This is a genomic window from Akkermansiaceae bacterium, from assembly GCA_024233115.1.
In the GTDB taxonomy this organism is placed as follows: domain Bacteria; phylum Verrucomicrobiota; class Verrucomicrobiia; order Verrucomicrobiales; family Akkermansiaceae; genus Oceaniferula.
The window spans coordinates 204,064-225,005 of record JACKQB010000001.1 but is presented as its reverse complement, the minus strand read 5'-3'; the positions used below and the strand labels follow the sequence as shown (position 1 = coordinate 225,005).

At 51.3% G+C, this 20,942-nt stretch carries 19 protein-coding genes and 2 pseudogenes; 7 read left to right on the top strand and 14 right to left on the bottom strand.

The features are described 5' to 3' along the window. Window position 1 precedes the first annotated feature (1 nt). The 5 genes from H7A51_01005 (at window position 2) to H7A51_00985 (ending at window position 3,953) form a co-directional block, all read left to right on the top strand. Window positions 2–967, top strand: coding sequence for a hypothetical protein (locus H7A51_01005; GenBank protein ID MCP5534794.1), 966 nt, complete (start codon window positions 2–4; stop codon window positions 965–967). A gap of 69 nt (window positions 968–1,036) precedes the next feature. Next, window positions 1,037–1,873, top strand: a complete 837-nt coding sequence (gene lptB / locus H7A51_01000) for an LPS export ABC transporter ATP-binding protein (protein ID MCP5534793.1) — start codon at window positions 1,037–1,039, stop codon at window positions 1,871–1,873. A 109-nt stretch (window positions 1,874–1,982) separates the two neighbouring features. Then, window positions 1,983–2,579, top strand: coding sequence for a ribosome-associated translation inhibitor RaiA (raiA, locus tag H7A51_00995; GenBank protein MCP5534792.1), 597 nt, complete (start codon window positions 1,983–1,985; stop codon window positions 2,577–2,579). A gap of 75 nt (window positions 2,580–2,654) precedes the next feature. Then, a complete protein-coding gene (locus H7A51_00990) occupies window positions 2,655–3,122 on the top strand; it encodes a hypothetical protein (protein ID MCP5534791.1) in 468 nt (155 codons plus the stop codon). Between the two features lie 234 nt (window positions 3,123–3,356). Next, window positions 3,357–3,953: a DUF2971 domain-containing protein gene (locus H7A51_00985; protein ID MCP5534790.1), complete on the top strand. Its 597-nt coding sequence runs from the start codon at window positions 3,357–3,359 to the stop codon at window positions 3,951–3,953. Between the two features lie 184 nt (window positions 3,954–4,137). Here the strand turns inward: H7A51_00985 and H7A51_00980 are convergent, their stop codons facing one another. Beyond that, window positions 4,138–4,410, bottom strand: coding sequence for a hypothetical protein (locus tag H7A51_00980; protein MCP5534789.1), 273 nt, complete (start codon window positions 4,408–4,410; stop codon window positions 4,138–4,140). 141 nt (window positions 4,411–4,551) lie between these two features. Beyond that, window positions 4,552–4,869, bottom strand: a complete 318-nt coding sequence (locus H7A51_00975) for a GNAT family N-acetyltransferase (protein MCP5534788.1) — start codon at window positions 4,867–4,869, stop codon at window positions 4,552–4,554. A 347-nt stretch (window positions 4,870–5,216) separates the two neighbouring features. On the opposite strand from H7A51_00975, the gene H7A51_00970 reads away from it, so the two are divergent. Next, window positions 5,217–6,680: a hypothetical protein gene (locus H7A51_00970; protein MCP5534787.1), complete on the top strand. Its 1,464-nt coding sequence runs from the start codon at window positions 5,217–5,219 to the stop codon at window positions 6,678–6,680. A gap of 3 nt (window positions 6,681–6,683) precedes the next feature. Further along, a complete protein-coding gene (locus tag H7A51_00965; GenBank protein ID MCP5534786.1) occupies window positions 6,684–8,306 on the top strand; it encodes an exonuclease in 1,623 nt (540 codons plus the stop codon). A 303-nt stretch (window positions 8,307–8,609) separates the two neighbouring features. Here the strand turns inward: H7A51_00965 and H7A51_00960 are convergent, their stop codons facing one another. From H7A51_00960 to H7A51_00905, 12 genes and pseudogenes are all read right to left on the bottom strand, one after another. After that, complete coding sequence (locus tag H7A51_00960; GenBank protein MCP5534785.1) at window positions 8,610–8,954, bottom strand: hypothetical protein; 345 nt, start codon at window positions 8,952–8,954, stop codon at window positions 8,610–8,612. A 91-nt stretch (window positions 8,955–9,045) separates the two neighbouring features. Beyond that, complete coding sequence (locus H7A51_00955; GenBank protein ID MCP5534784.1) at window positions 9,046–10,398, bottom strand: DUF3387 domain-containing protein; 1,353 nt, start codon at window positions 10,396–10,398, stop codon at window positions 9,046–9,048. A 102-nt stretch (window positions 10,399–10,500) separates the two neighbouring features. Beyond that, a pseudogene (locus tag H7A51_00950) lies at window positions 10,501–10,938 on the bottom strand (transposase). A 147-nt stretch (window positions 10,939–11,085) separates the two neighbouring features. Continuing rightward, window positions 11,086–12,951, bottom strand: a pseudogene (locus H7A51_00945) (HsdR family type I site-specific deoxyribonuclease). After that, a complete protein-coding gene (locus tag H7A51_00940; GenBank protein MCP5534783.1) occupies window positions 12,948–13,847 on the bottom strand; it encodes a nucleotidyl transferase AbiEii/AbiGii toxin family protein in 900 nt (299 codons plus the stop codon). Before H7A51_00940 ends, H7A51_00945 begins: the two are co-directional and overlap by 4 nt. Beyond that, the gene (locus tag H7A51_00935; GenBank protein MCP5534782.1) at window positions 13,844–14,449 is read right to left on the bottom strand and encodes an AbiEi antitoxin N-terminal domain-containing protein; all 606 of its coding nucleotides are present in this window, start codon (window positions 14,447–14,449) and stop codon (window positions 13,844–13,846) included. Before H7A51_00935 ends, H7A51_00940 begins: the two co-directional genes overlap by 4 nt. A 145-nt stretch (window positions 14,450–14,594) precedes the next feature. After that, complete coding sequence (locus H7A51_00930) at window positions 14,595–15,206, bottom strand: hypothetical protein (protein ID MCP5534781.1); 612 nt, start codon at window positions 15,204–15,206, stop codon at window positions 14,595–14,597. A gap of 222 nt (window positions 15,207–15,428) precedes the next feature. Beyond that, the gene (locus H7A51_00925; GenBank protein MCP5534780.1) at window positions 15,429–15,932 is read right to left on the bottom strand and encodes a hypothetical protein; all 504 of its coding nucleotides are present in this window, start codon (window positions 15,930–15,932) and stop codon (window positions 15,429–15,431) included. A gap of 2 nt (window positions 15,933–15,934) precedes the next feature. Next, a complete protein-coding gene (locus H7A51_00920; protein ID MCP5534779.1) occupies window positions 15,935–16,822 on the bottom strand; it encodes a hypothetical protein in 888 nt (295 codons plus the stop codon). Between the two features lie 4 nt (window positions 16,823–16,826). Further along, entirely contained in the window at window positions 16,827–17,735 is a 909-nt protein-coding gene (locus tag H7A51_00915) for a restriction endonuclease subunit S (GenBank protein ID MCP5534778.1), read from the bottom strand. Between the two features lie 684 nt (window positions 17,736–18,419). Then, on the bottom strand, window positions 18,420–19,166 hold the full coding sequence (locus H7A51_00910) for a DUF3800 domain-containing protein (protein ID MCP5534777.1): 747 nt from the start codon (window positions 19,164–19,166) through the stop codon (window positions 18,420–18,422). Window positions 19,167–19,199: 33 nt separating this feature from the next. Then, on the bottom strand, window positions 19,200–20,882 hold the full coding sequence (locus tag H7A51_00905) for an SAM-dependent DNA methyltransferase (GenBank protein ID MCP5534776.1): 1,683 nt from the start codon (window positions 20,880–20,882) through the stop codon (window positions 19,200–19,202). Between the last annotated feature and the right edge of the window lie 60 nt (window positions 20,883–20,942).

Here is a 20,942-nt window from a genome sequence, read left to right as displayed (position 1 = left end):
CATGCCGCTGAAATTTTCCAATCTGTCTTTCACTCTGAAGCGCGCCATCCCACTGGCCCTTCTCCTCTTTCCTGCCAGCTTAACAGCCGAGCCCCCGGCACCCCTGACGCCCGGGCAGCTCCGTGAACTCGATCAACTGGCCACCCCCATGAAAGGGCAAATCGAACAAGAACGGGCACAGGCACAGAAAATCATCCAGCAGGACACCGACCGGTCGGACAATACCGAGGTCAACATGCGCGACTTCCTCACCAGCATCGGCCATGGGGCGCTCCTGGCACAGAATACTCCCGCGACAACACCTCCCGTTACTCCACCACCCGCTACTCCGGTCGACCCACAGCCGGCTACCCCGGCAGCCGGTGACCCCAAGACCAAGCCTGCGGCGAAACCCAAGGAAACCATCCTCAAGGTGGAGTGTGACAACGGTCTCTATTTCGACAGTGAAAACGGCGTGCTGGCCTACCTGAAGAATGTCCGCCTCACCGAGCCGCGTTTCAACCTCACTTGCAGTGATGAACTCAAGGTCTTCCTCGAGCAAAAACCGGCAAAAAAACCAGATCCCAAGGCGCAAAAAGACAAAGCAACAGCACCTGCGCCCACCAGTCCAGCCACCGACAATAAAACCAAGGATGAAGCCAAGCAACAACCCAAGGCGAAGGCTGACGAGAAAAAAGACAAGGGCCTGTCCTCCTTTGGTGAGCTCAAACGCATTGTCGCCACGGGTAATGTCAAGGTGGTGCAAAAGGACGACAAGGGACGCCTCTTCATCGCATCCGGCGGCGTGGCCAGCTACGATGCCAAAACCGGGGAAATGATCCTCAAGGGGGGCATGCCGCGCCTCCAACAAAGCAAAAACCAGTACCTCCAAGCCATGGAGCCAGGCCAGTGGATCAGAATTCACAAAAATGGCAAACTGGTCACCAGCAACGGCAAATGGGTGATGCAGACCACCACCAAACCCTGATCAACCTGAACGTAACCCGTAACGACTCCCCACTCGCATCATCCAATCCATCGCCCTGAATTTCACGCCATGTCCAATACCCATCCAGATGCTCTGGCCACTGGTCACAACCCGCCGCATGTGCCACCTGCTGACCATGCTCCCTTGCATCTGGGAACCGAGTCACGCCGCACCTCGCCTTTGTTGTTAGAAGCGCAAGGCATTATGAAAAGCTACGCGGGGCGCACCGTGGTCAACGATGTCCACCTCAGTGTGCGTGAAGGTGAGATCGTAGGATTACTTGGCCCTAACGGAGCGGGAAAAACCACCAGCTTCTACATCATCGCGGGCCTGATTCCAGCCGATGCCGGTCTTGTCCGGTTTGCCGGCAATGATATCTCCACCCTCCCCATGCACAAACGTGCCCGCCTTGGCATGGGCTACCTGCCCCAGGAGGAATCCATCTTCCGGCACCTCAGCGTGGAGGAAAACCTGCTCGCTGTGTTGGAAACCCGCAAGGACCTCAGCAGAAAGGAAAGGCATTACCGGGCCGATAATCTACTGGAGCGCTTCAACATCACCAGACTCCGCAAATCCGAAGCACTTTCCCTCTCCGGCGGCGAAAAACGCCGACTCACCATTGCCCGCTCACTCTGTACCGACCCCAGCCTGCTGATGCTCGACGAGCCATTCAGCGGCGTCGACCCTATTGCCGTGGGCGACATCCAGACGATCGTCCGCGACCTCCGGGACCACGATGGACTCTCCATCCTGATCACCGATCACAACGTGCGTGAAACCCTGCACATCGTCGATCACGCCTACCTGCTCCACGAGGGCCAACTCATCCTCGAAGGGGAGGCCGAGGATATCGCCGCCAACCCGCTCGCCCGCAAACACTACCTCGGTGAGGACTTCGTCCTCTAAACTCCAAGTCCTCAACGCCAAATACCCATTTCTCATCCTGATGATTCAGGACAAACCAAAGAACGCCGCCCCAGGCGGTATAACCCAAAACCAGAAAGGAAAAAAAACGATGCAATCAGCCAATGCTAATACGCAAGTAACCGTAACTGTTCGTCACGAGGACATCACCGACTCGCTCCGTGATTACGCCACCAAAAAAATCCAGGGTCTCCACCTCGACTACCCCAAGATCATCGAGGCCAAGGCCATTCTTGATGTTCACAAAAACCGGCACCACGCCGAGATCATCCTCTTCTGTGCCAATCACATCGTGATTGATGCCTCGTCCGACAGCAAGGACATGTATGCCGCCATCGATGAAACCATCTCCAAGATCGCCCGGCGTATGCGTAAGTACAAAACCAAGCTTCTGAAAAAACACCGACCTAACAGGCGTGGCGACACCATCAAACACCTTGATGAGAAAGTGTATTCGGCTGACTTCCTCAACAACCTGGATGATGACGCCGAGGAGACAGAACATGATCCGGAACCCATGATCATCCACCGCGAGTCCTACCGCCTGCGCACCATGGTCAAGGAGGATGCCATCATGGCTCTCGAACTCTCCGACAAACCCTTCATCGCCTTCACCAACGAACGCCGCGGGGTTCTCCAGATCCTCTATCGCCGCAACGACGGCGACTACGCGGTCATCGAACCGTAATCCCAGTGGACGGTGGGCAGTAACCGGTAGGCCGTTGTCTACCGGTCACCGCCTACCAATCACCGCCAACCGAAAATGAAAACCCTCATCTTACTCTCGGCCTTACTCTTTGCATCTCTTCACGCCGAAGAGCAAAAACGCCCCATGCTCTACCCCTTCGATGTCACCATCGGCGGCCAGAAGGCGGTGATGCAGGAAGGCAACATCCTCTTCGCCGTCATCGACAAAGCGGTCAAGCCGGACGACTTGCTGGAAATCGAAAAAGAGGCACCCATGCTCATCGTCAACGCCTTCGCCGTGAATGAAAAAGGCGAGGTCATGCAGCCCGGCCAACAACCCGCCGTCATCTTCGCCCAGAACACCAAGTCCACCAAGCTCAACGCCACCATGGACAAAAAACCCCTCGCCCCCGGCCGCTACCTCGCCAACGTCGTCGCCCACGGCAGCACCTCCCGCGTCGTCTTCGTCATCGAGGACAAATCCGGCAAACTCAAAATCCCCAGCATCAAGGACGTGGTGGATTTCTTGAAAAAGAAAGGGTGAATGCTACGAGATCAAGTAACCCGGCATCCTCAAAATGCTTCATCTCACCCCTTCTGAAAGGGAATCTTATCTAACAGCCAAAACTCACCTTTTTTAGCCATCTACACATGATTTCAAAATGGATAATCATCTTATGGAAAAATCCAGATCATTCACTTTTCACTTTTCCACTGGACTGAGCTAAAGAAGCCTAGCAACTTTCTTCCTTAAGTTAGATACGCAGTTATTCAAAAAATGAAAATCTACAAATACAGAAGTGACGAATACGAACACCTTACAGATTTACTGAAATCTTCTGAATTTCATTTTTCTGCGTGGGATAAGATGAATGATCCGATGGAGGGCTATTTTCGCTATTATGACCACGAACACACGAAAGACCGTTTGTTGCAAATTGTGAATGAGAAGAGGAAGATAAAAATTTGCTGCTTCTCAATGGTTCCAGATGATATGTTACTCTGGTCTCACTACGCGAATAATCACAAAGGAGTATGTATTGAGGTAGATCTTGATTTAGATGAATCATCAGGGGTTACATTTGAGCCAATCAGATATAAGGATGATATACAGTTTATAAAGAAACCAGACAGAAGCATGAGGGCAGTTAAAGATATACTTTCGTTCAAGCTATCGCCTTGGACATATGAACGCGAGATTAGAGCTTTTACATCATCGAATCAACCAAAATGCTTAAAAGTGGGTAAGATAACGCGCGTCATTTTAGGCTTTAACGCTACTCAGGCGACCCAAGATACCATTCGCAACATGAATTTAGACTGTAAGATCTCCAAGGCTGAATTTGACTTTGATGCATCAGAAATATCAGTCTAACCGGGTAGGCGGGAGGTTTTTTGGTATAATGACAATCCTTTATGTCACTATTCGCTCAACGTCGGCGGAACGGGTGTTGAATTCTTTCGTTTGGTGACTGGCCGACCATGGGATAGCGTTGCATAGCCTTCATCATCTTCTTTTACCCCTACTATGGTAATTCGTATTCGTATAGTTTCATGATTCACCCTTCTAGAGTTGCCGCTCGGAAAGCTCGATTCGCAGCACTGTGAATCCCTTCAATCATGGCACGAGAAGGCGCATCCTTGTCACCGGCGATGCTACCCAAGCCGACGCCTTTGGGATCAAAGCTGAGTGCCATTGGATGGTTAATACCTTCCTTCAATTCATATTCGATTTTGATAAAAGAGTATGCCCTGGTCAGGCACTCTTTTATGGCCTCCACGACTTCCGGCGGCGATGATTCTGGGATTGCGACTCGTGCTAGTGGCTTCATGTTTGGATCGTCCCAGCATAGCCACTCCACGGGGGGGCGAGCTTGGACAGAGGGTTTGGTGTTGCAGTTAGATTAGAACCGGCGCCGTGTGCGATTGGCTACCGCGGCTTCCATTTTTATTGATTATTTCCAGCCAGCCTATTACGCCATTTCTTTGAAAGCAAAAGGTGCCAACTTGTAGGAAGGTGATCGCTTATTTACAGGTTCCACCATATCATAACCCGACTTCTTATAAAAGTGCATGTTTTTTGTTCTAACTTCTTTATTATTCTCATTAGATGGCCAACCAACCTTCAGGAAAATAAGAGTCACTGATTTTTCTCTAGCTATTTCCTCTAGATCTTTAAGTAGTCTTGTTCCAATACCTTGATCTTGCTGACCCTGAGATACTGAGATTTTCCCCAGAAGGATTATGGGGTATTCCCGTTCAATACCAATCTCATCGAAGTAATCTTGCATATTTGAAGGGGGCGTAAATATCGAATAGAATTCTTCCTCCGATCGAATTATTCGATAATTCAACTCTCCGTGAAGATGGATAATGGAGGATATTTCCAAGAATACAATATAATCAAGTTACTGTGGCAAGATAATGAGATCCTTTATGGCCGTCAAGCGGAGAATTGAGAGGCCGCCTGTTATTCGTTAGAAAACAACCCTGTCAAATCCACTGCATTGAACCAACCAGTGCTTTGTGCGGAAAGATGTTGATTAAGTTGCCGTTGCGCAGGTGACAACCCCACTTTATACTTTTCCGCGGTCTGCGTTGCTGCTAGCGTCCCTGCTAGGGAAGTAATCACATAACCATGACAGAGGAACCACAAGACGCTAACAACGAACTTCAGATCCTGAAAGGAAACTTCTTAGCCAAGCCTGTTGGCGACGACTCCCGTGCTTTGTCTGAGATGGTAAGTCGTTCCTTGGTTCACATCAAGACCAGCAAGGATCTCAGCAAGCTCCACCGAATTGGTGAGCACGAACTATGCACCCCGGATTACCAGCTTGTTTGCTACTGGGCAGAGCAGTGCAATAAAAGCCCCGAGGAGGTTCTGTTTCACCTTGATGCGGAGATAGAGACAGGAAAATTCACAAAAATTAACATCGAGAATCGCTCTATTCCGCAAATAACAGGTTTCCCTTCGATGGGTCATGCACTTCGGCAAATCAAAGACTTCCCTTCAATCGAAGGTCTTGCTATTATCGAGTTGATAATCACCGGAATGGACCTTAGTGAGCTTGATATTAGCTCCTTACCCAGATTATCGGTGCTTGATTGTAGCCACAACCAACTCTGCAAACTTGACCTCAGCCAGGTTCCTGACCTTGAAAAGCTTACCTGTTATGGCAATCAACTCGGCAATCTCGACCTCAGCCATGTGCCTAAGTTGAAAAATCTTGATTGTAGCAATAGCCATCTCAATGAACTCTACCTCAGACCAGTTCCTAAGCTGGAGACGCTTCGTTGCGAAGATAACCCACTTAGTGAGCTCAACCTCAGCTACGTGCCTAAGCTAACATATCTTGATTGTAGCGATAGCCATCTCAATGAACTCAACCTCAGACCAGTTCCTAAGCTGGAGACGCTTCGTTGTGAATATAACCCACTTAGTGAGCTCAACCTCAGCCATGTGCCTAAGTTGAAAAATCTTGATTGTTTCCACAACCAACTCTGCAAACTTGACCTCAGCCAGGTTCCTGACCTTGAAAAGCTTACCTGTCATGGCAATCAACTCGGCAATCTCGACCTCAGCCATGTGCCTAAGTTGAAAAATCTTGATTGTAGCAATAGCCATCTCAATGAACTCAACCTCAGACCAGTTCCTAAGCTGGAGACGCTTCGTTGCAATGATAACCCACTTAGTGAGCTCAACCTCAGCTACGTGCCTAAGCTAACATATCTTGCTTGTAACAATAACCAACTCAGCAAACTCAACCTCAGTTATGTGCCTGAGTTAACATATCTTGAATGTCACAATAACCAACTCAGCAAACTCAACCTCAGTTATGTGCCTGAGTTAACATATCTTGAATGTGACAATAACCAACTCCGCGAACTCCTCCTCAGACCAGTTCCTAAGCTGAGGCATCTCACTTGTTACGACAACGAACTCAACGAACTCGTCCTCAGCTACGCGCCACAGTTGGAAGTTCTTCAATGTGAAAACAACAAACTGCAAAAACTAGACATAACACCTCTTCACTATCCAATTGTCATTGATTACGACACAGATACAACTCGTCTCATTCAAAGTCCCGATCAAAATTTCTAAACCATGGACAACACCAACTGGATACTAATCGACACGGAAACAACAGGTTTCAAAAAGCCTGTGTATGCGGTGGAGATAGCGGCTCAAAAAATGCAGGGCTGGGAGAAAACGGGCGAGCCCTTCAGACGCATGATTGACCATGGATGTGAGATCCCGCCCGAGGCATCACGCGTTAATGGTTACACCCGAGAAATTCTGGAACGTGACGGCGACCCGCCAGAAGACGTTTACCGGGATTTCTCCGAATATGTAGACGGTCGCCCGGTCGTAGCTTACAATCTTTCCTATGACTGGGATCAGGTGCTTATCCCCGAGTGGGAGCGGCTCGGCATTGCCCCAGTAGGTCACAAGGGATTCTGTGCCTACCGCTTAACTGAGAGGCTCCTTGACCCGGTTCCGGCGGGTAACTGCAAACTACAAACCCTCAGGCAGTATTTCAAACTCCCTGAACGTGGCGCACATACCGCGCTGGGAGATGTCGATACAGTAGCGGATCTCATGTTCGATATACTTCGTCCAATCGCGCACCAACGAGGTCTGGACTCATGGGAGGAACTACAGGCTTATGTTACTGCAGAATGGCATCCTTCGCGCATACCCTTCGGTAAATTCAAAGGCCGACCGTTCTACGAAGCGCAGAACGATCCTGCAATCAAGTCCTGGCTGGAATGGCTGGCGAATTCTTCAAACACAAAAAGCGCGAGCATGGGCCGCTGGTATCTCGATCAACTTGCATCGGGAGATTTTATGAATGAAACCTATGTGGATGTGGATTTTCAATCAGATTTTGGAAATGCAGAGCGCGGAATGGTCATCTACCAGCACTTGGAAGCAGAGCATTACCAGAGACTCATCGAAATAGCACGGGACCGGCTTGCTGGGCTGGAAGCTGAATTTGGCGTGGAAAAATCCAAGGTCGATTCAATCAACGCACAGCTTTTCACCAGCTTACGCCCCATCTATCAGGAGCGTGACCGGTTAAAAATCCTCATCCAGTATCGGACCGCCTTTATCGAGCGCCTACTCTCTGAAGGCGAGGACGCTGCCGAGGAAGCTGGGAATGAATATCGTGAGGAAAAGAAGGCCAAGGATCATGAATACGACTCCACATCATCGGAACTCGAAGGTAAGAAGGCGCTCACAGAAGAAGAGACCATACGGCTGAAATCGCTTTGGAAGAAGCTCGTCAGGATGTTCCACCCGGATAAATACGACAACGATCCGGAAAAGAGACAAACCTACGAGAAACTTACCCAAGCCATCAACCACGCCCGGGATCGAGGTGATATTGATCTTCTCGAGACCATAGCCGGCAACCCTGAGGCCTTTATCCTTCAGCAGGGGTGGATAGCCATCTCTCTGGATGATTCCAAGAGATTGGAAGAACTCCGTGCGCTCTATGAGCACCTGCAGGCAAGCATACTCCAGATAATCGAAGCACTCGATGCACTCAAAGCCAGCCCAGATTATGAACTCTACCAGAGTGCCGAGGAAGACCCCTCAGTTGTCGGTCAGGCCATCGAAGCTCAGAGGGAAGCCATTCTGGAAGAAATCAAGTCCCTACAACTAGAGGCAGATCGATATGAGGAGGAAATCAGAGAGCTGCATGGCGAAGTGCCATTCTAGCAAGCCTATTGGTAACAAAATGGCGGGTTCGGTGTTGAAAGGTCACACTTTGGCCTCGCCCCCGGCCGCTACCTCGCCAACATCGTCGCCCACGGCACCACCTCACGCGTCGTCTTCGTCATCGAGGACAAATCCGGCAAACTCAAAATCCCCAGCATCAAGGACGTGGTGGATTTCTTGAAAAAGAAAGGGTGAATGCTAGAGATGCGCATCAGACGGGCTGAACTCCTCGTGGATATCTCAGTGGTTGCTGATGTCAGGCTCTTTTGCCTTTTTCTATTGCCCCATTTTCATATGAAAAAGTCACTTCTTGGGGACTTTGGAATCGAGAACCTGGAGTAGTTTCCCCAGTCCTTTGAGCGCGAGCTTCACTTTGAAACTTCGTGCCTTCATGGCTGCGGCATTGACGGCGACCGCTGCCGACCCGGGGCCATGGGCGCGGACTTGCGCGATGATTTTTTTACGCTGCCCAGGAGGGACCTGATCCATGAGCTTTTGGAACATGTCTTTCATGCCAGCACCAACTCCTGCGAACCAGTTCTCCAGCGTATTTTCCCCGGGCTCCCTGGTTTCATCTCCATCACCCGAACCGGCTGTTCTTTCCGGCGGGGATTTGTCGGTTTCGTTGGGGGATGTTTCTTCGGGCATTGCTGTTCCTAAGTATCAGAGTTGAGAGCGTCTTCCACTTCGAATATTTCCAGAGTGGCTTTGAGGCTCATGACAATTTCAGCGATGTTCTTCACTGAGTCTGATACTTCTTAAAGTTCTCCGCCTGCTCGAAGATCTCCTTGTAAACCTCGTCCTTATCCACCGGCGGGTAGCCGTGCTTTGCCAGGAGCATGATCAGATCGACCTTTAACTCGGCCTTGATGTCGGCGCGCTGGCTCCAGTCGGTGTATTTGGCTTTGTCGTCGACCACTGTTTTCACGTCTTTCGCCAGTGCGATCAGTTTGTCCTCGGGGTAGTCGAAATCGTATTTGTGCGCGAGGGTTTTGAGGATGTCGTAGAAGGATTTCTCTTCCAGATCGATGCCCAGATCCGAAAAGGAATTCATCTCGGTCTTTAGTTTCCCGATGAGCTGAAAAAGTTCATCAGTGATCAGATCAGAAAAGCCCTCCAGAACCTCACTGCGCAGGACGTCCTTCTCCTTACGCTCGTTGTATTTATTCACTAGCGCTTGAAACTGTTTCGTGAAATCCAAAGCCTTCACTTTGTTGACCTTTTTGAAATTCTCGATGGCTCGCTTGAGCAGTTGCTGCAGCAGCTTGATCTTGGTATTGGGTAGTTTGATTTTCTCGATCTTGTTGAGGTAGTCGTCGCCGAAGATATCGATCTCTGACGCGCCGTCTTCGCCGAGCTTGAAGATCTCCTCGATGCCATCGCTCTGCAGGGCCGCTGAGATCATCTCGCGCACCTTGGCGTTCATTTGGGCGCTGTCGGGTGCTTCGCCCTTGGTCAGCTTGGCGACGATGGAGCGCACCGCCAGGTAGAAGTGGATGTGGTCGCGCTCCGTTTGGGTGAAGACATCGCTGCCGCTGCAGATGTCGTAGGCGGCTTTCAGGCGCTTCACCAGGAACATGACCCGCTTCTCGATCTTGTCGGTGAGCTGCACGTATTCCGCCGCCCGGTTCAGGCAGTGCAACTGCTCTACGGGGGTGCCGCTGAAGTAGGGCTTGGTATCAAACTGATGGAAAATCCGCGCCAGCAGGTCGAGGTGGTCCCGCACCACGATGATCGAGGCCTCGATCTCTTCGATGTTGCCGCTGTCCGCCTTGGAGTAGTGCGCCAGCGCCAGATTCATCTGCTTCTTGATGCCGATGTAATCGACGACCAAGCCCTTCTGCTTGTTCTCGAACTTCCGGTTCACCCGCGAGATCGTCTGGATCAGGTTGTGTCGCTGCACTGGCTTATCGATGTAAATGGTATCGAGAAAAGGCACATCAAAGCCCGTCAGCCACATGTCCACCACGATGGCGATCTTGAAATTGGATTCCGCCTTCTTGAACTGGGTGTCGAACTTCTTGCGCTCGTCCTTGTTGCCGAGCAGATCGTAGAGTGCCTTCTCGTCGTCCTTGCCTCGCGTCATCACCATCTTGATCTGGGAGGGATGAAGCTCCCGCTTCGTCCTATCTACCAACGCATGCCCCGTGTACCAGACAGGGATCGACCCCTCCCCAAATCCAGCCTTGCCAGGGTTGTTAAGAATATACCTCACCGCATTTTTAAAATGCTCTTCGCTACGTATAAACCGATCCCAATACTCGCTTTGCCAAAATTGTTTCGTGCCCGCAGGGATACCTAACTTCGCCTTGTTTTTAAGTGCCCATTTGCCAGTAAATGACTTCCACAACTGAACGATCCTAGGCAGGTCCGCGTTGGCTTTGATCAATACATGCACATGGTTCGGCATGATGCTCCAGGCTAACAGATCATACATCTCACCATCGTGGAACTTGAGAGCATCCAACATAACCTCTGCCATACTCCGATGCGCAAGAGCACAACACCCGTGGCCTTTATCGAGCTGCGTCTGGTATTGTTTGCGGAGCTCCAGGCGCTTTTGGTCATCGGGCAAACTTGCTAGCTTGGCTTCTATTTCTTTGAGAAGACTCTGAGGCAGGCTGTCGGCCATGCGGAAGGTGATGGCTTGGATGAGTCCTTTTTTATCCCGATGAGGAAGGTTTCCCTTGTGCCATTCTTCAGGGAGGCCAAATGAGGTGGTGAACCCTGCTCCATCTTTATTTAAAAAATCAACGCAGCGGGAGCTACGTTCTCCCAGGAGCGCGATCACCGCTTTGTAGAAATCATAAGCAATCTGGCGACTGCTGCTGACAAAGATCGCTTTGCCTGCCACCGTGGAGCCTTCTTCGACGCGTTTCTCGTAGTGCGCCACGAAATCCGCCGCCAGTGCCTCGATGCGTTGCGGGTCGCCGAGGATGGCGCCCATGTTGGCCATTGTCTTTTTGCTGTGCTCGATCGCGTAGTCGCTCGCTCCGGCGTCGGCGCATTCGTCGTAGTATTTCTCGATCTCCTCCAGCTTGCTGTTGTCGAGGATTACCTTGGCGGCGCGGCCTTCGTAAACGATGGGCACGGTGATTTCGTCGGCCACCGATTCGGTCATGGTGTAGGAGTCCACCACCTCGCCAAAGACATCCAGCGTGGCATCGATCGGCGTGCCGGTGAAGCCGACGTAGGTTGCGTTTGGCAGCGAGTCGTGCAGATACTTGGCGAAGCCGAAGGTCTTCTTTACCTCGCCGGATTTTTCATCAACAAACACCTTCTGATCCAGGTTCACCTGGCTGCGGTGCGCCTCGTCCGAGATACAGATCACATTGGTGCGCTCCGTTAGTAGCTCCGTATCCTCGGTGAACTTGTGAATCGTGGTGAGAAATACCCCGCCGCTGTTGCGCCCCTTCAGTAGCTCCCGCAGATGTTCGCGGCTCTCCACGCTGATGACCGACTCATCACCGATGTAGCCCTTGGCATTGGTGAAGGTTCCCGACAGCTGAGTGTCCAGATCCGTGCGGTCGGTGATCAGCACAATCGTCGGGCTGGAGAGATCCACGCTCTTCATCAGCAGCCGCGCCAGAAACAGCATGGTGTAGCTCTTGCCGCAGCCCGTCGCGCCGAAGTAGGTGCCGCCCTTGCCATCGCCCCCTTTGCCATCAGGACGCTTCATGTGCTGCAGGATGTTCCGATACAGCTTCGTCGCCGCATAGTATTGCGGGTAGCGGCACACTATTTTGTCTTCTCGACGCGACGTATCAGGGAAGTAAACAAAGTTTCTAATGACATCCAGTAGGCGCGTTGGGTGAAACAAGCCTTGGATCATCGAATAAAGAGAGTTGATGCCGTCCTTCTCGATCAAGTCGCTGCCGTCCGTCTTACGCCATGCATAGAAAAATTCGTAAGGGGCAAAAAGAGAGCCGACTTTGTTGTTCACTCCGTCCGAAATCACGCTGAGCGCGTTAAATTTCAGTAGCTCGGGGATGTCGCGCTTGTAGCGCACGGTGAGTTGCACGTAGGCATCGTGAATCGTAGCCTCCTCGCGGATCGCGCTCTTGAATTCAAACACCACCAAGGGCAGGCCGTTGATGTAGAGGATGCCGTCCGGGATGCGCTTCTCGTAGCCGATGATCTCCAGCTGGTTGACGATCTTAAAAATGTTCTGGGAGAACGTAGCTCCCGCTGCGTTATATTCTCTAGCATCCTCCGCCACGATGGTCGGCACCTCGCCGGAACTCGGTTCCCGAAACGCCACCAGCTCCGAGTAATCGATCAACTGAATATACAGATCTTTCTGGCTGCGGTCTTCCCGCTTCAGCAGAAAACCATCCGAGACCAGCTTCATGATCGCCTTGTTGCTCTCGTAAAGATCGGCAGCTGGGTAGGCTTCGAGCTGCTTGATCACCGCCTCGATTTCCTGCGGCGTGATGTGGTCCGCCGCGTATTGCTTGGAGAGGAAGGCGCGCAGGTCGGCCTTGATGAGAACTCCTGGGAGGGATGGAGCTCCCGCTCCATCCTTTTTAGATAAAACGCAGCGGGAGCTACGTTCTCCCAGAGCCTCGCCCAATACGTGCGGATAGCCCTCGACTCCGAGAAGCTCGATGATGGCTGATTCGAGTTGGGCTTCGGTGAATTTCATGGGGATAGATCGGTTGGCTGCCAGCCACCTAACAGGTTCCAGTGATGATTGCACACTTCTTTCTTGATCACGGGAAGAAGAAAATTGGAGAGATTGGCGATGATGTTATCGAGTGGCGTGGCGGTGAGCTGTGCTTTTCGCAGAAAGGCCTGCCACTGTATTTGCTTTTGCGCATCAGATGAGAACTCTGCTGTCAAAGCGAGGGGAGTGTTTTGTGGGATTTCCGTGTCGCGCCGCGCGAAGGTCTTGGTGATGGCTTCGGTAAGGATGTTGCCATCAAAGCTCAAGTGCGCCTGCAGCCAGTGAAGATCGTAAAAGTCTTTCATGCGGCTGTTATCCATCCCCAGTGTCACTGCGGCCTCCAGCTTCTCTGCCACAACCGTCTCAGGAGGATACACCAATAGGCAGGCGCTGGGAAAATCGAGAAGTTCTTGCCAGTCTCTCTCCACCGCAGCCGGTGTGATGGCATCGCCGAATCCTACGTCGATTTGAAGACTTAGACGTGCTCCCGCCAGATGCACCATCACCGTGGCCCGCACGCCGCCATAAGCGACATCATCACGAATGGAGGAAACGGAGACATCTCCCCACTCGAGGCCATCGGCTGGCTCCACGGACATTTGCGTTAGCTCGGTAAAGATGTTTTGCACGGCTGCTTCCGTGGCGTCCCCGTACCCGAGCAAGTCAAGATCACGGGTAGGACGGTGCTGCTCAGCCTGCCAAATCCGGAACAACTGCGCTCCTTTAAGCACGAAGCGCTCGCGATATTCACTCTGGGCGAGCCGATAGAGGAAACGCCCGGTGGCATATTGCTCCAGCAAGGCATGGAGTGGCACCCCATTTGCACGTGAGAGATTGAGAAGTCGGGCGCGAACGGAGGCGGAGACATTCTTCATATCATCGCCTCCAGGTAAGGTTTCATCACCTTGCCGACCCGCAGCAGCTTGGCCATTTCACCCATCTCTCCGATCGTTGCCTTGCGATCTTTGAGGGTTTCTTTTAGAGCCTCCACACAGACATCGATGCCGAGTTTGTTGCGGTGCTTGAAGCAATCCGCCACGGTGCGCGCCGGTGTTGTGATGGCGACCTCGGTGCCGCCCAGCTGGTGATGCTCCACGCCCTCAGTCTGAAGTGCGGTCACCCGGGTTCTGATGACCCGGATCGGTGGCCAGTCGATCTTGGGAACCCGCGTCTGGGCCGGAAGTTGAATCCAGACCTCATGCGGTGACTGGGTGCCAACTTCGTGAAATCGCAGGGCACTCAGCAACACAATGACAGCACGAGAAGCACTTTTGGTCACCTGAATCAGATCGTGATGTTCACTCACAGGGCAATCTGCGTGCTCGTAGATCCCGCGCCGCACACGCACCAGCGTTCCCTGGGCAACAAGCCGCGTGATACTCTGGTCGGAAATGCCAGCCTCCAGCAGCTGCGCCGTCGTCAGCACCTCATGAGCAGAGGCGAGGGCAGTGAGTTTTTTCTGGAGATGGGACGGCATTGGGATGTCGGTAATTGTTACACATTGTCTATAGAGTGTGACGTTTGGCAATCTTAAAACTCAATCGCCTCGCCTAAGACGTGCGGGTAACCCTCGGCTTCGAGAAGCTCGATGATGGCTGATTCGAGTTGGGCTTCGGTAAATTTCATAGCGTTTTCTCTTTTTTGATTTTTCGGATCACATCGCAGACCCAGGCCGGAGCTGTCCTGGCGTCACGAAGAATTTTCTGCCATAACTTCGGCGACCATGTGCCAGCCAGTTTTTGCAGGACTTCTTCATCGATGCGTTCTTGCCCTAATGCCTTCAGCGCTTGCACCACGAGTTCACTTTCCTTGTGTTTGAAAACCGATTCCTTGAGGGGTCTTTTCTTGAAAACAAGCTGCTGCTTGCCGATCTCATAGGTTTTGCTTGGGCCGTCGGATAGGTAAACGCTCTGAGCGGGAACTTGAGTGGAGAGGTCTAAGAGATTGAGTGCGGTGTTTTCCGAGGGCTGAATCCGCCAACCGGATCTGCGGGCCAGGGCTCGCGCAAGTTGGTCCAGATCCGGCCCCATCTCTGTATCGAGAAGTTTACTGATCCGGGGGTAATCATAGATCCCTCGTAAAACCCTGCGAATGGTTCCTTTTTTAGCCAATCCAGAGAGGGCTTTTCGGATGTCGGCATCACTCCCCAGATCCAAAAAATCAATCTTGGAAAACGCCCAACCCCTCTGATTGCCGTATATCCTTGCAGATGTCTTATTTTTAATGGATTGCATGCCTATGTAATAACATTTTTTTTCACAAATTGAAGGGTCTTTTTGTGAAAAAATTTAGGGGGAATAATCTCATCCATTCAGCACTCATCATTCATAATTCATCACTCGAACCCCTTGGGTTCGCTGCCCTCGACTCCGAGGAGTTCGATGATCGCTGATTCAAGTTGGGCTTCGGTGAATTTCATGTTTTTAAGACTACCATGTTTTTAAAGGACAACGGTTTTACACCTTCTCAGAGTCACAAGCAGCCCTGACTCGTTTGCAGATGTAATCAGTCTGCTTGCGGTAAGAAAATACGAATAATCCTGACAGTAGCGCTGCGCAGACAATCTTTGTCGTCACAGGATAGGTCGATAAGAGTGACCAGTTTGAATCTGCTGCCGACATACCAACGATTGCCATGTAACAAATGCCAGTTGAAGCAAGAGTGCGAAACGTGTTGTTAGTCTCGGATAACTCAGCAATTTTCGGATCCTTAGTAGACGCGGCAATGAAGTCTGCGTAGGGTTCGTGTTTGGCGATTTTTTTAAGGGCAGGCTCTAAGAGCAGTGATCCAATACGGCTCACGACAACACCAGTTACATAGCAAATTATGGCGCCAAAGAAAGAGTTCGAGGTGCAAAACTTCGAAATCTCTGAGTCTGGGAATGCCGCAACCAATACAACTCCAGGGAGAAGATTGTTGAGAATGTTGTAGCTGGTAATTTTTTTAAGTAATTCTTCCATAGCTATACTTTTTGGGAACCCAGATAATAGTATCCGTTCCTTTTTCTATTTTTGTCCTCTAAGAATTTGACGGTGCTATCCTTGGAGGTGTAAATGTGGACGTAGTCCCCGTCATTTTCGAAGACGATGTCGCCTTTCGATAGTTGAGTGATGGTGTTGTAGCCGTCGTAATAGTCCAAATATCCTGAGCTTTCAGCTTCACCAACGATGACTATTTTTGGCGCAATTTTTTCAAGAATGCTTTGAGGCACCTTTCCGGATTTTCTCCCATGGTGTGGTGCAAATAGGATGGTTGTTTGCACCCAATCGACTTCATCCTCGATGTTTTTCATAAAAGCGTTCTCAAGATCTCCCATCCAAAGGTAGGAGGGTCCATTGTTGATGGAGTATCGGACAATAGCCGACATGTTGTTGTAACCCTTTCCTTCTTTCGCGGTTTGAAGTGCCTTTTTATGGCATTCATTATCTACTTTAGGCCATTTGATATTGATGCCAGCACTCTTCCGTTCGTCGTCTTCTGCATTCATCCACCTTCGGGAACATCCTTTGTAGATGTTGAATGCCTTGGTTGAGTCGCGGAGTGATTTATAGAAATCAAAATGCTCATCTTGAAATGGCTTGGTAGCTTCGTTGGCCACACAATAAAAATTGAGGATGCCAATTCGTTCGTCCAAACTTTCTAAGCCGTGAATATGATCGTCATCAGGGTGCGTTGAGATAAATCGGGTGATTCCCTTTTTGCCGGAAAGGGCGGCAAGCTCATCGAGAATTCGGTCTATATTTTCGTCTGCGCTCCTCAAATTACAGTCAATAATCGTAAAATTGTCTGAATTATGTTCAATGTAGAACGTGTCACCGTTCCCAACGGAATATGATTTTACTGTAGACATGGGACTAAATGGTTTGAATTTCTCCTGAGATAAGCTTTGGGAGAAGAGAGTCCCGGAGCTTGTTGAGGGTTTTAGTGGCTAGTAGATTCTCGTAGCCTCTCAGATATATCGATGAAACAGTCGCGTTAAACTGTTCTAGCAGAGGCGCTGACGGCTTGAATACCATTAGCCGCTTCATGTCTCCCGCCGTGAAGTGGCCGAGCCCCGTGGTTTGCTTGTCTCTGGCGATCTCGGCAAAGGTGGAGCGAAGATACTTGAGCTGGTAATACACAAAATATCTATCCGACTCGTCGTGCAGGCAGACATTGAAGATGTGCTGGTTTAGATAGCCTGGTCCGTCAGTCCAAATGAAGGTGTCGATTGAGGTGTCGGGGTTGCCAGACCACGAAAGCAAAATGTCTCCATCTTCGACTCTGTATTTTTCGCCTTTGTTGACCTCGGTGAATTTCGTCTGCGCAGTGATTCCCGCTTTGATCTCAGCGATCTTGATGACTGGCAATGCGTCGGGGGAATCTGAAAAATCGGCTCCCTTGTAAGCTGCTCCGTTGACGAAATTTGCGATGTCGTAGAGAGGCTGGGTTTCCCACCCCTCCGGAATCCAGCCCATGGATTCGGTGAATTGGAACGCGGCGGGAAAGCGTGGGTCCGGGAGGGGCGAAGCTCCAGCTTTGCCCTTGCTAGGGGGATTCACGGAGCTGGAGCTCCGTGCCCCCAGGCGGAGTTCGTCGGGGATGGGATTGCCGGCGGCGAGGGCATTGTCGATCACCGGGTCAAAGTCCACAAACCAGCTTTTGAAGAGCGCCTGCGCCATCCCTTCCAGCGTCGCATTCATCCGCCGATTCAACTCAATCTTGTCATTAAGAGTTGTCCACCACTCAAGGATGTAGCGTTCTTCAGATTCAGAAACCCTCATTATTGGGATCTCACGAACATCCTTTAGATTCAGTGTTTTTTGAACTGTGGTGTTTGCGCGATTGTCTAGATAATGCTGCGCTGCTGGGGTCTTAAGGCAGATACTGAGCCATTCGGCGCTGATTCCTTGAGCGGGTTTAATCACTGCGATAGCACGAGCAACATTCCACCCATTCAGCTCCGGTCCAGCGACAACACATTGACCAGTGGTGCCAACTAAACTCAATAATACTTCTCCCCCTTCTAGTCGGGTTTTACGGTGTTTTTCATCAATCTGAGGATCAACCTTTAGCGGGCTGGTTACATCAAGGCTCCCATCATTGATGTTGTTTACTCGGATGATTGGAACTCCGTTTTCAACGTGTGAACCGGGCTGAACAATTCCGTATGAAACACTCCCAGTTGAAGTGCACTCACGAAGGGGGCGATATTCCCGGATTAGATCACCTCCCATACTCCACCCCCCCCTCCAGGTTGACGCCTGCGGCGAATGTTGAGTGATGAATGCAAAGCGCTGAATTTTTATGACTTCCTAAATTAGACGGTAAAGAAAAGTTAAATTTCAGATTCTTACTTGCAAGGGGCCGTGGGATGGCGTATCCGTCTTCACAGAGTCGGAGTGGGACCTGCCCGGTGCCAATACCCTTTCTTCCCGAAAGGACCCGGCTCTCTTTTTTTTGTCTGCTCATCGGTGTTTTCGGATCGTGAAACGTCCGTCTTCATGCTGCTGAAAGCGGACGAAGCCGTAGATAGTTTTTCCCTGTGAATTGGTGGTCTCAAGTTTTGAGGCGGAAAGGATGCGGTAAAAAGGTTCTATGCGCTTATCTTGAGCGGCTCGTTTGCCTAAAATAAATGCTGCGATGTCGGCCAGCTGAAGACCGGCGTGCACGTTGGAGACTCCGACAAGAGGATCAGGATGGAGTTTTTTTCTTCCTGGAATCCCTGATAGGTAATTTGAGATGGCTACCGAGATACCTTCTTGAGCACCGACTCTTTGGTCAAAGACGATAATCCCAGCCTGTCCGCGAGGAATGGCGGCTTCCAGCTTGTAGCAGAGTTCTTTGAATGGGCGGGCTAGATCCCGGGCGTGAGGGGCAAGGAGGCTGGGTTTTTTATTCCCGTAAACCGTGACGCCGATGTAGCGAATTTGGGTCGTTTTGACGAATTCCAGGATTTCACGAACAACGCAGAGATTTTTGGAGAAACCATGTTGGTCGAGCATTTTGAAACTATTATTGGAGAGAAGCTGAGTGCCTTTGAGTTCGCTGGTCCTGTCTTTCGCGTGGTCTTCACCGAGGTATTTCTTTCTGACTTGATACATTTTGGCATCGAGCTTTTGGAAGTCCCGGGCTGGGCCGACCGTTGCCGCGAGAACACCAATTTTCTCGTCAACCCCGTCTCTCCAACTTTCATCAATAAAGCACCAATGCATTTCTCTGTTTGTTTGAGTAGTTAGCCGACACGCTCAGATGATTTTCCTGCCATAGCCGAGGGAGTTAAGGTTTTCAGTGATGGTTTGATCGAGCTTTTTTGATTCGTCCATCTGTGCGTAGAGCGTCTGGCTCAGCTCAGTCATCTTGGTTTCGAAGGGGATGCCGTCGTCTTCCAGCGCCGCCGCACCGACATAGCGGCCTGGCGTGAGCACGTAGTCGTGCTTTTTGATTTCTTCCAAGGTAGCCGACTTACAGTATCCGGCTTTGTCTTGGTAGGCTGGGAGCGACGTAGCGCCTGCTGCGTCCTTTGTGATGCTTGAAGACGACGGAGCTGGAGCTCCATTGCTCCCAGAGCGCCACGCGTGATAAGTGTCTGTGATTTGCGCGATGTCTTCCGCCGACAATTCCTTTTGCGTGCGCGATATCATGCTGCCCATTTTGCGAGCATCGATGAAAAGGGTTTCTGGGAGGGATGGAGCTCCTGCTCCGTCCTTTAATGATGAATGTGAAGATAATGGAGCGGGAGCTCCATTGCTCCCAGGCTTCCGCAGAATCCAAAGACACACCGGAATCTGAGTCGTGAAAAACAACTGCCCCGGAAGCGCAATCATGCAGTCAACCAAACCATTCTCAATCAACTGCTTCCGTATCTCGCCTTCGCCCTTGGTGTTGGTGGACATGGACCCGTTGGCGAGGACGAAGCCGGCGACGCCGTTTTCGGAGAGTTTGCTCACCATGTGGAGAATCCAGGCGTAGTTGGCATTGCCGGTGGGCGGGGTCTCGTAGCCGTTCCAGCGTCCGTCGTGCACTAATTCATCGGGGCCGCGCCAGTCCTTCAGGTTGAAGGGGGGATTGGCCATGATGTAGTCGGCCTTGAGGTCGGGGTGTTGATCCTTGAAGAAGGTATCGGCGGGGACCTCGCCAAGGTTGGCCGAGAGCCCGCGCACGGCGAGGTTCATCTTGGCCAGCTTGTAGGTGGTGGACGTCATTTCCTGCCCGTAAACGGAGATGTCCTTGGTGTTGCCGTGGTGGCTTTCGACAAACTTGAGCGACTGCACAAACATGCCACCCGAACCGCAGCAGGGATCGTAGATCTTGCCCTTGTAGGGTTCGATCATTTCGGCAATCAGATTGACGACGCACTTGGGAGTGTAGAACTCGCCCCCCAGCTTGCCCTCGGAGGCGGCGAACTTGCCGAGGAAATATTCGTAGACCCGGCCGACGGTGTCCTCCTCCTTGTCCGCGACGGTGTCGATGTTGTTGATGGCATCGATGAGGGCGGAGAGCTTGCTGCCATCGAGCCCGAGTCGGGAGAAGTAGTTGTCCGGCAAGGCGCCCTTGAGCGAAGCATTGCTCTTCTCCACCGCGGTGAGGGCGGAGTCGATCTTGATCGCGATGTCGCCCTGCTTGGCATGCTGCTGGATGTAGGACCAGCGGGAGGTCTCCGGCAGGTAGAAAACGTTCTTCATGGTGTAGAACTCGACCATGTCGAGGTAGTCGTCCTTACCCTCCGCGATCAGCTCGGCGCGGCGTTCTTCAAATTTATCCGAGACGAACTTGAGGAAGATCAGCGAGAGCACGACGTGCTTGTATTCGGACGACTCGACGCTGCCGCGCAGCTTGGTCGCGGTTTCCCACAGCGATTCCTCGAAGGATTTCACGGGTTTCCTGGCGGCCTCCTTTTTAGCTGCCTTCTTAGCGACTTTCTTAGCCATGCGGTTAGAGGCTATTCGGCTGAGGGGCTAAGTCAAATTCATTTAGCTGGCTGTTTTACA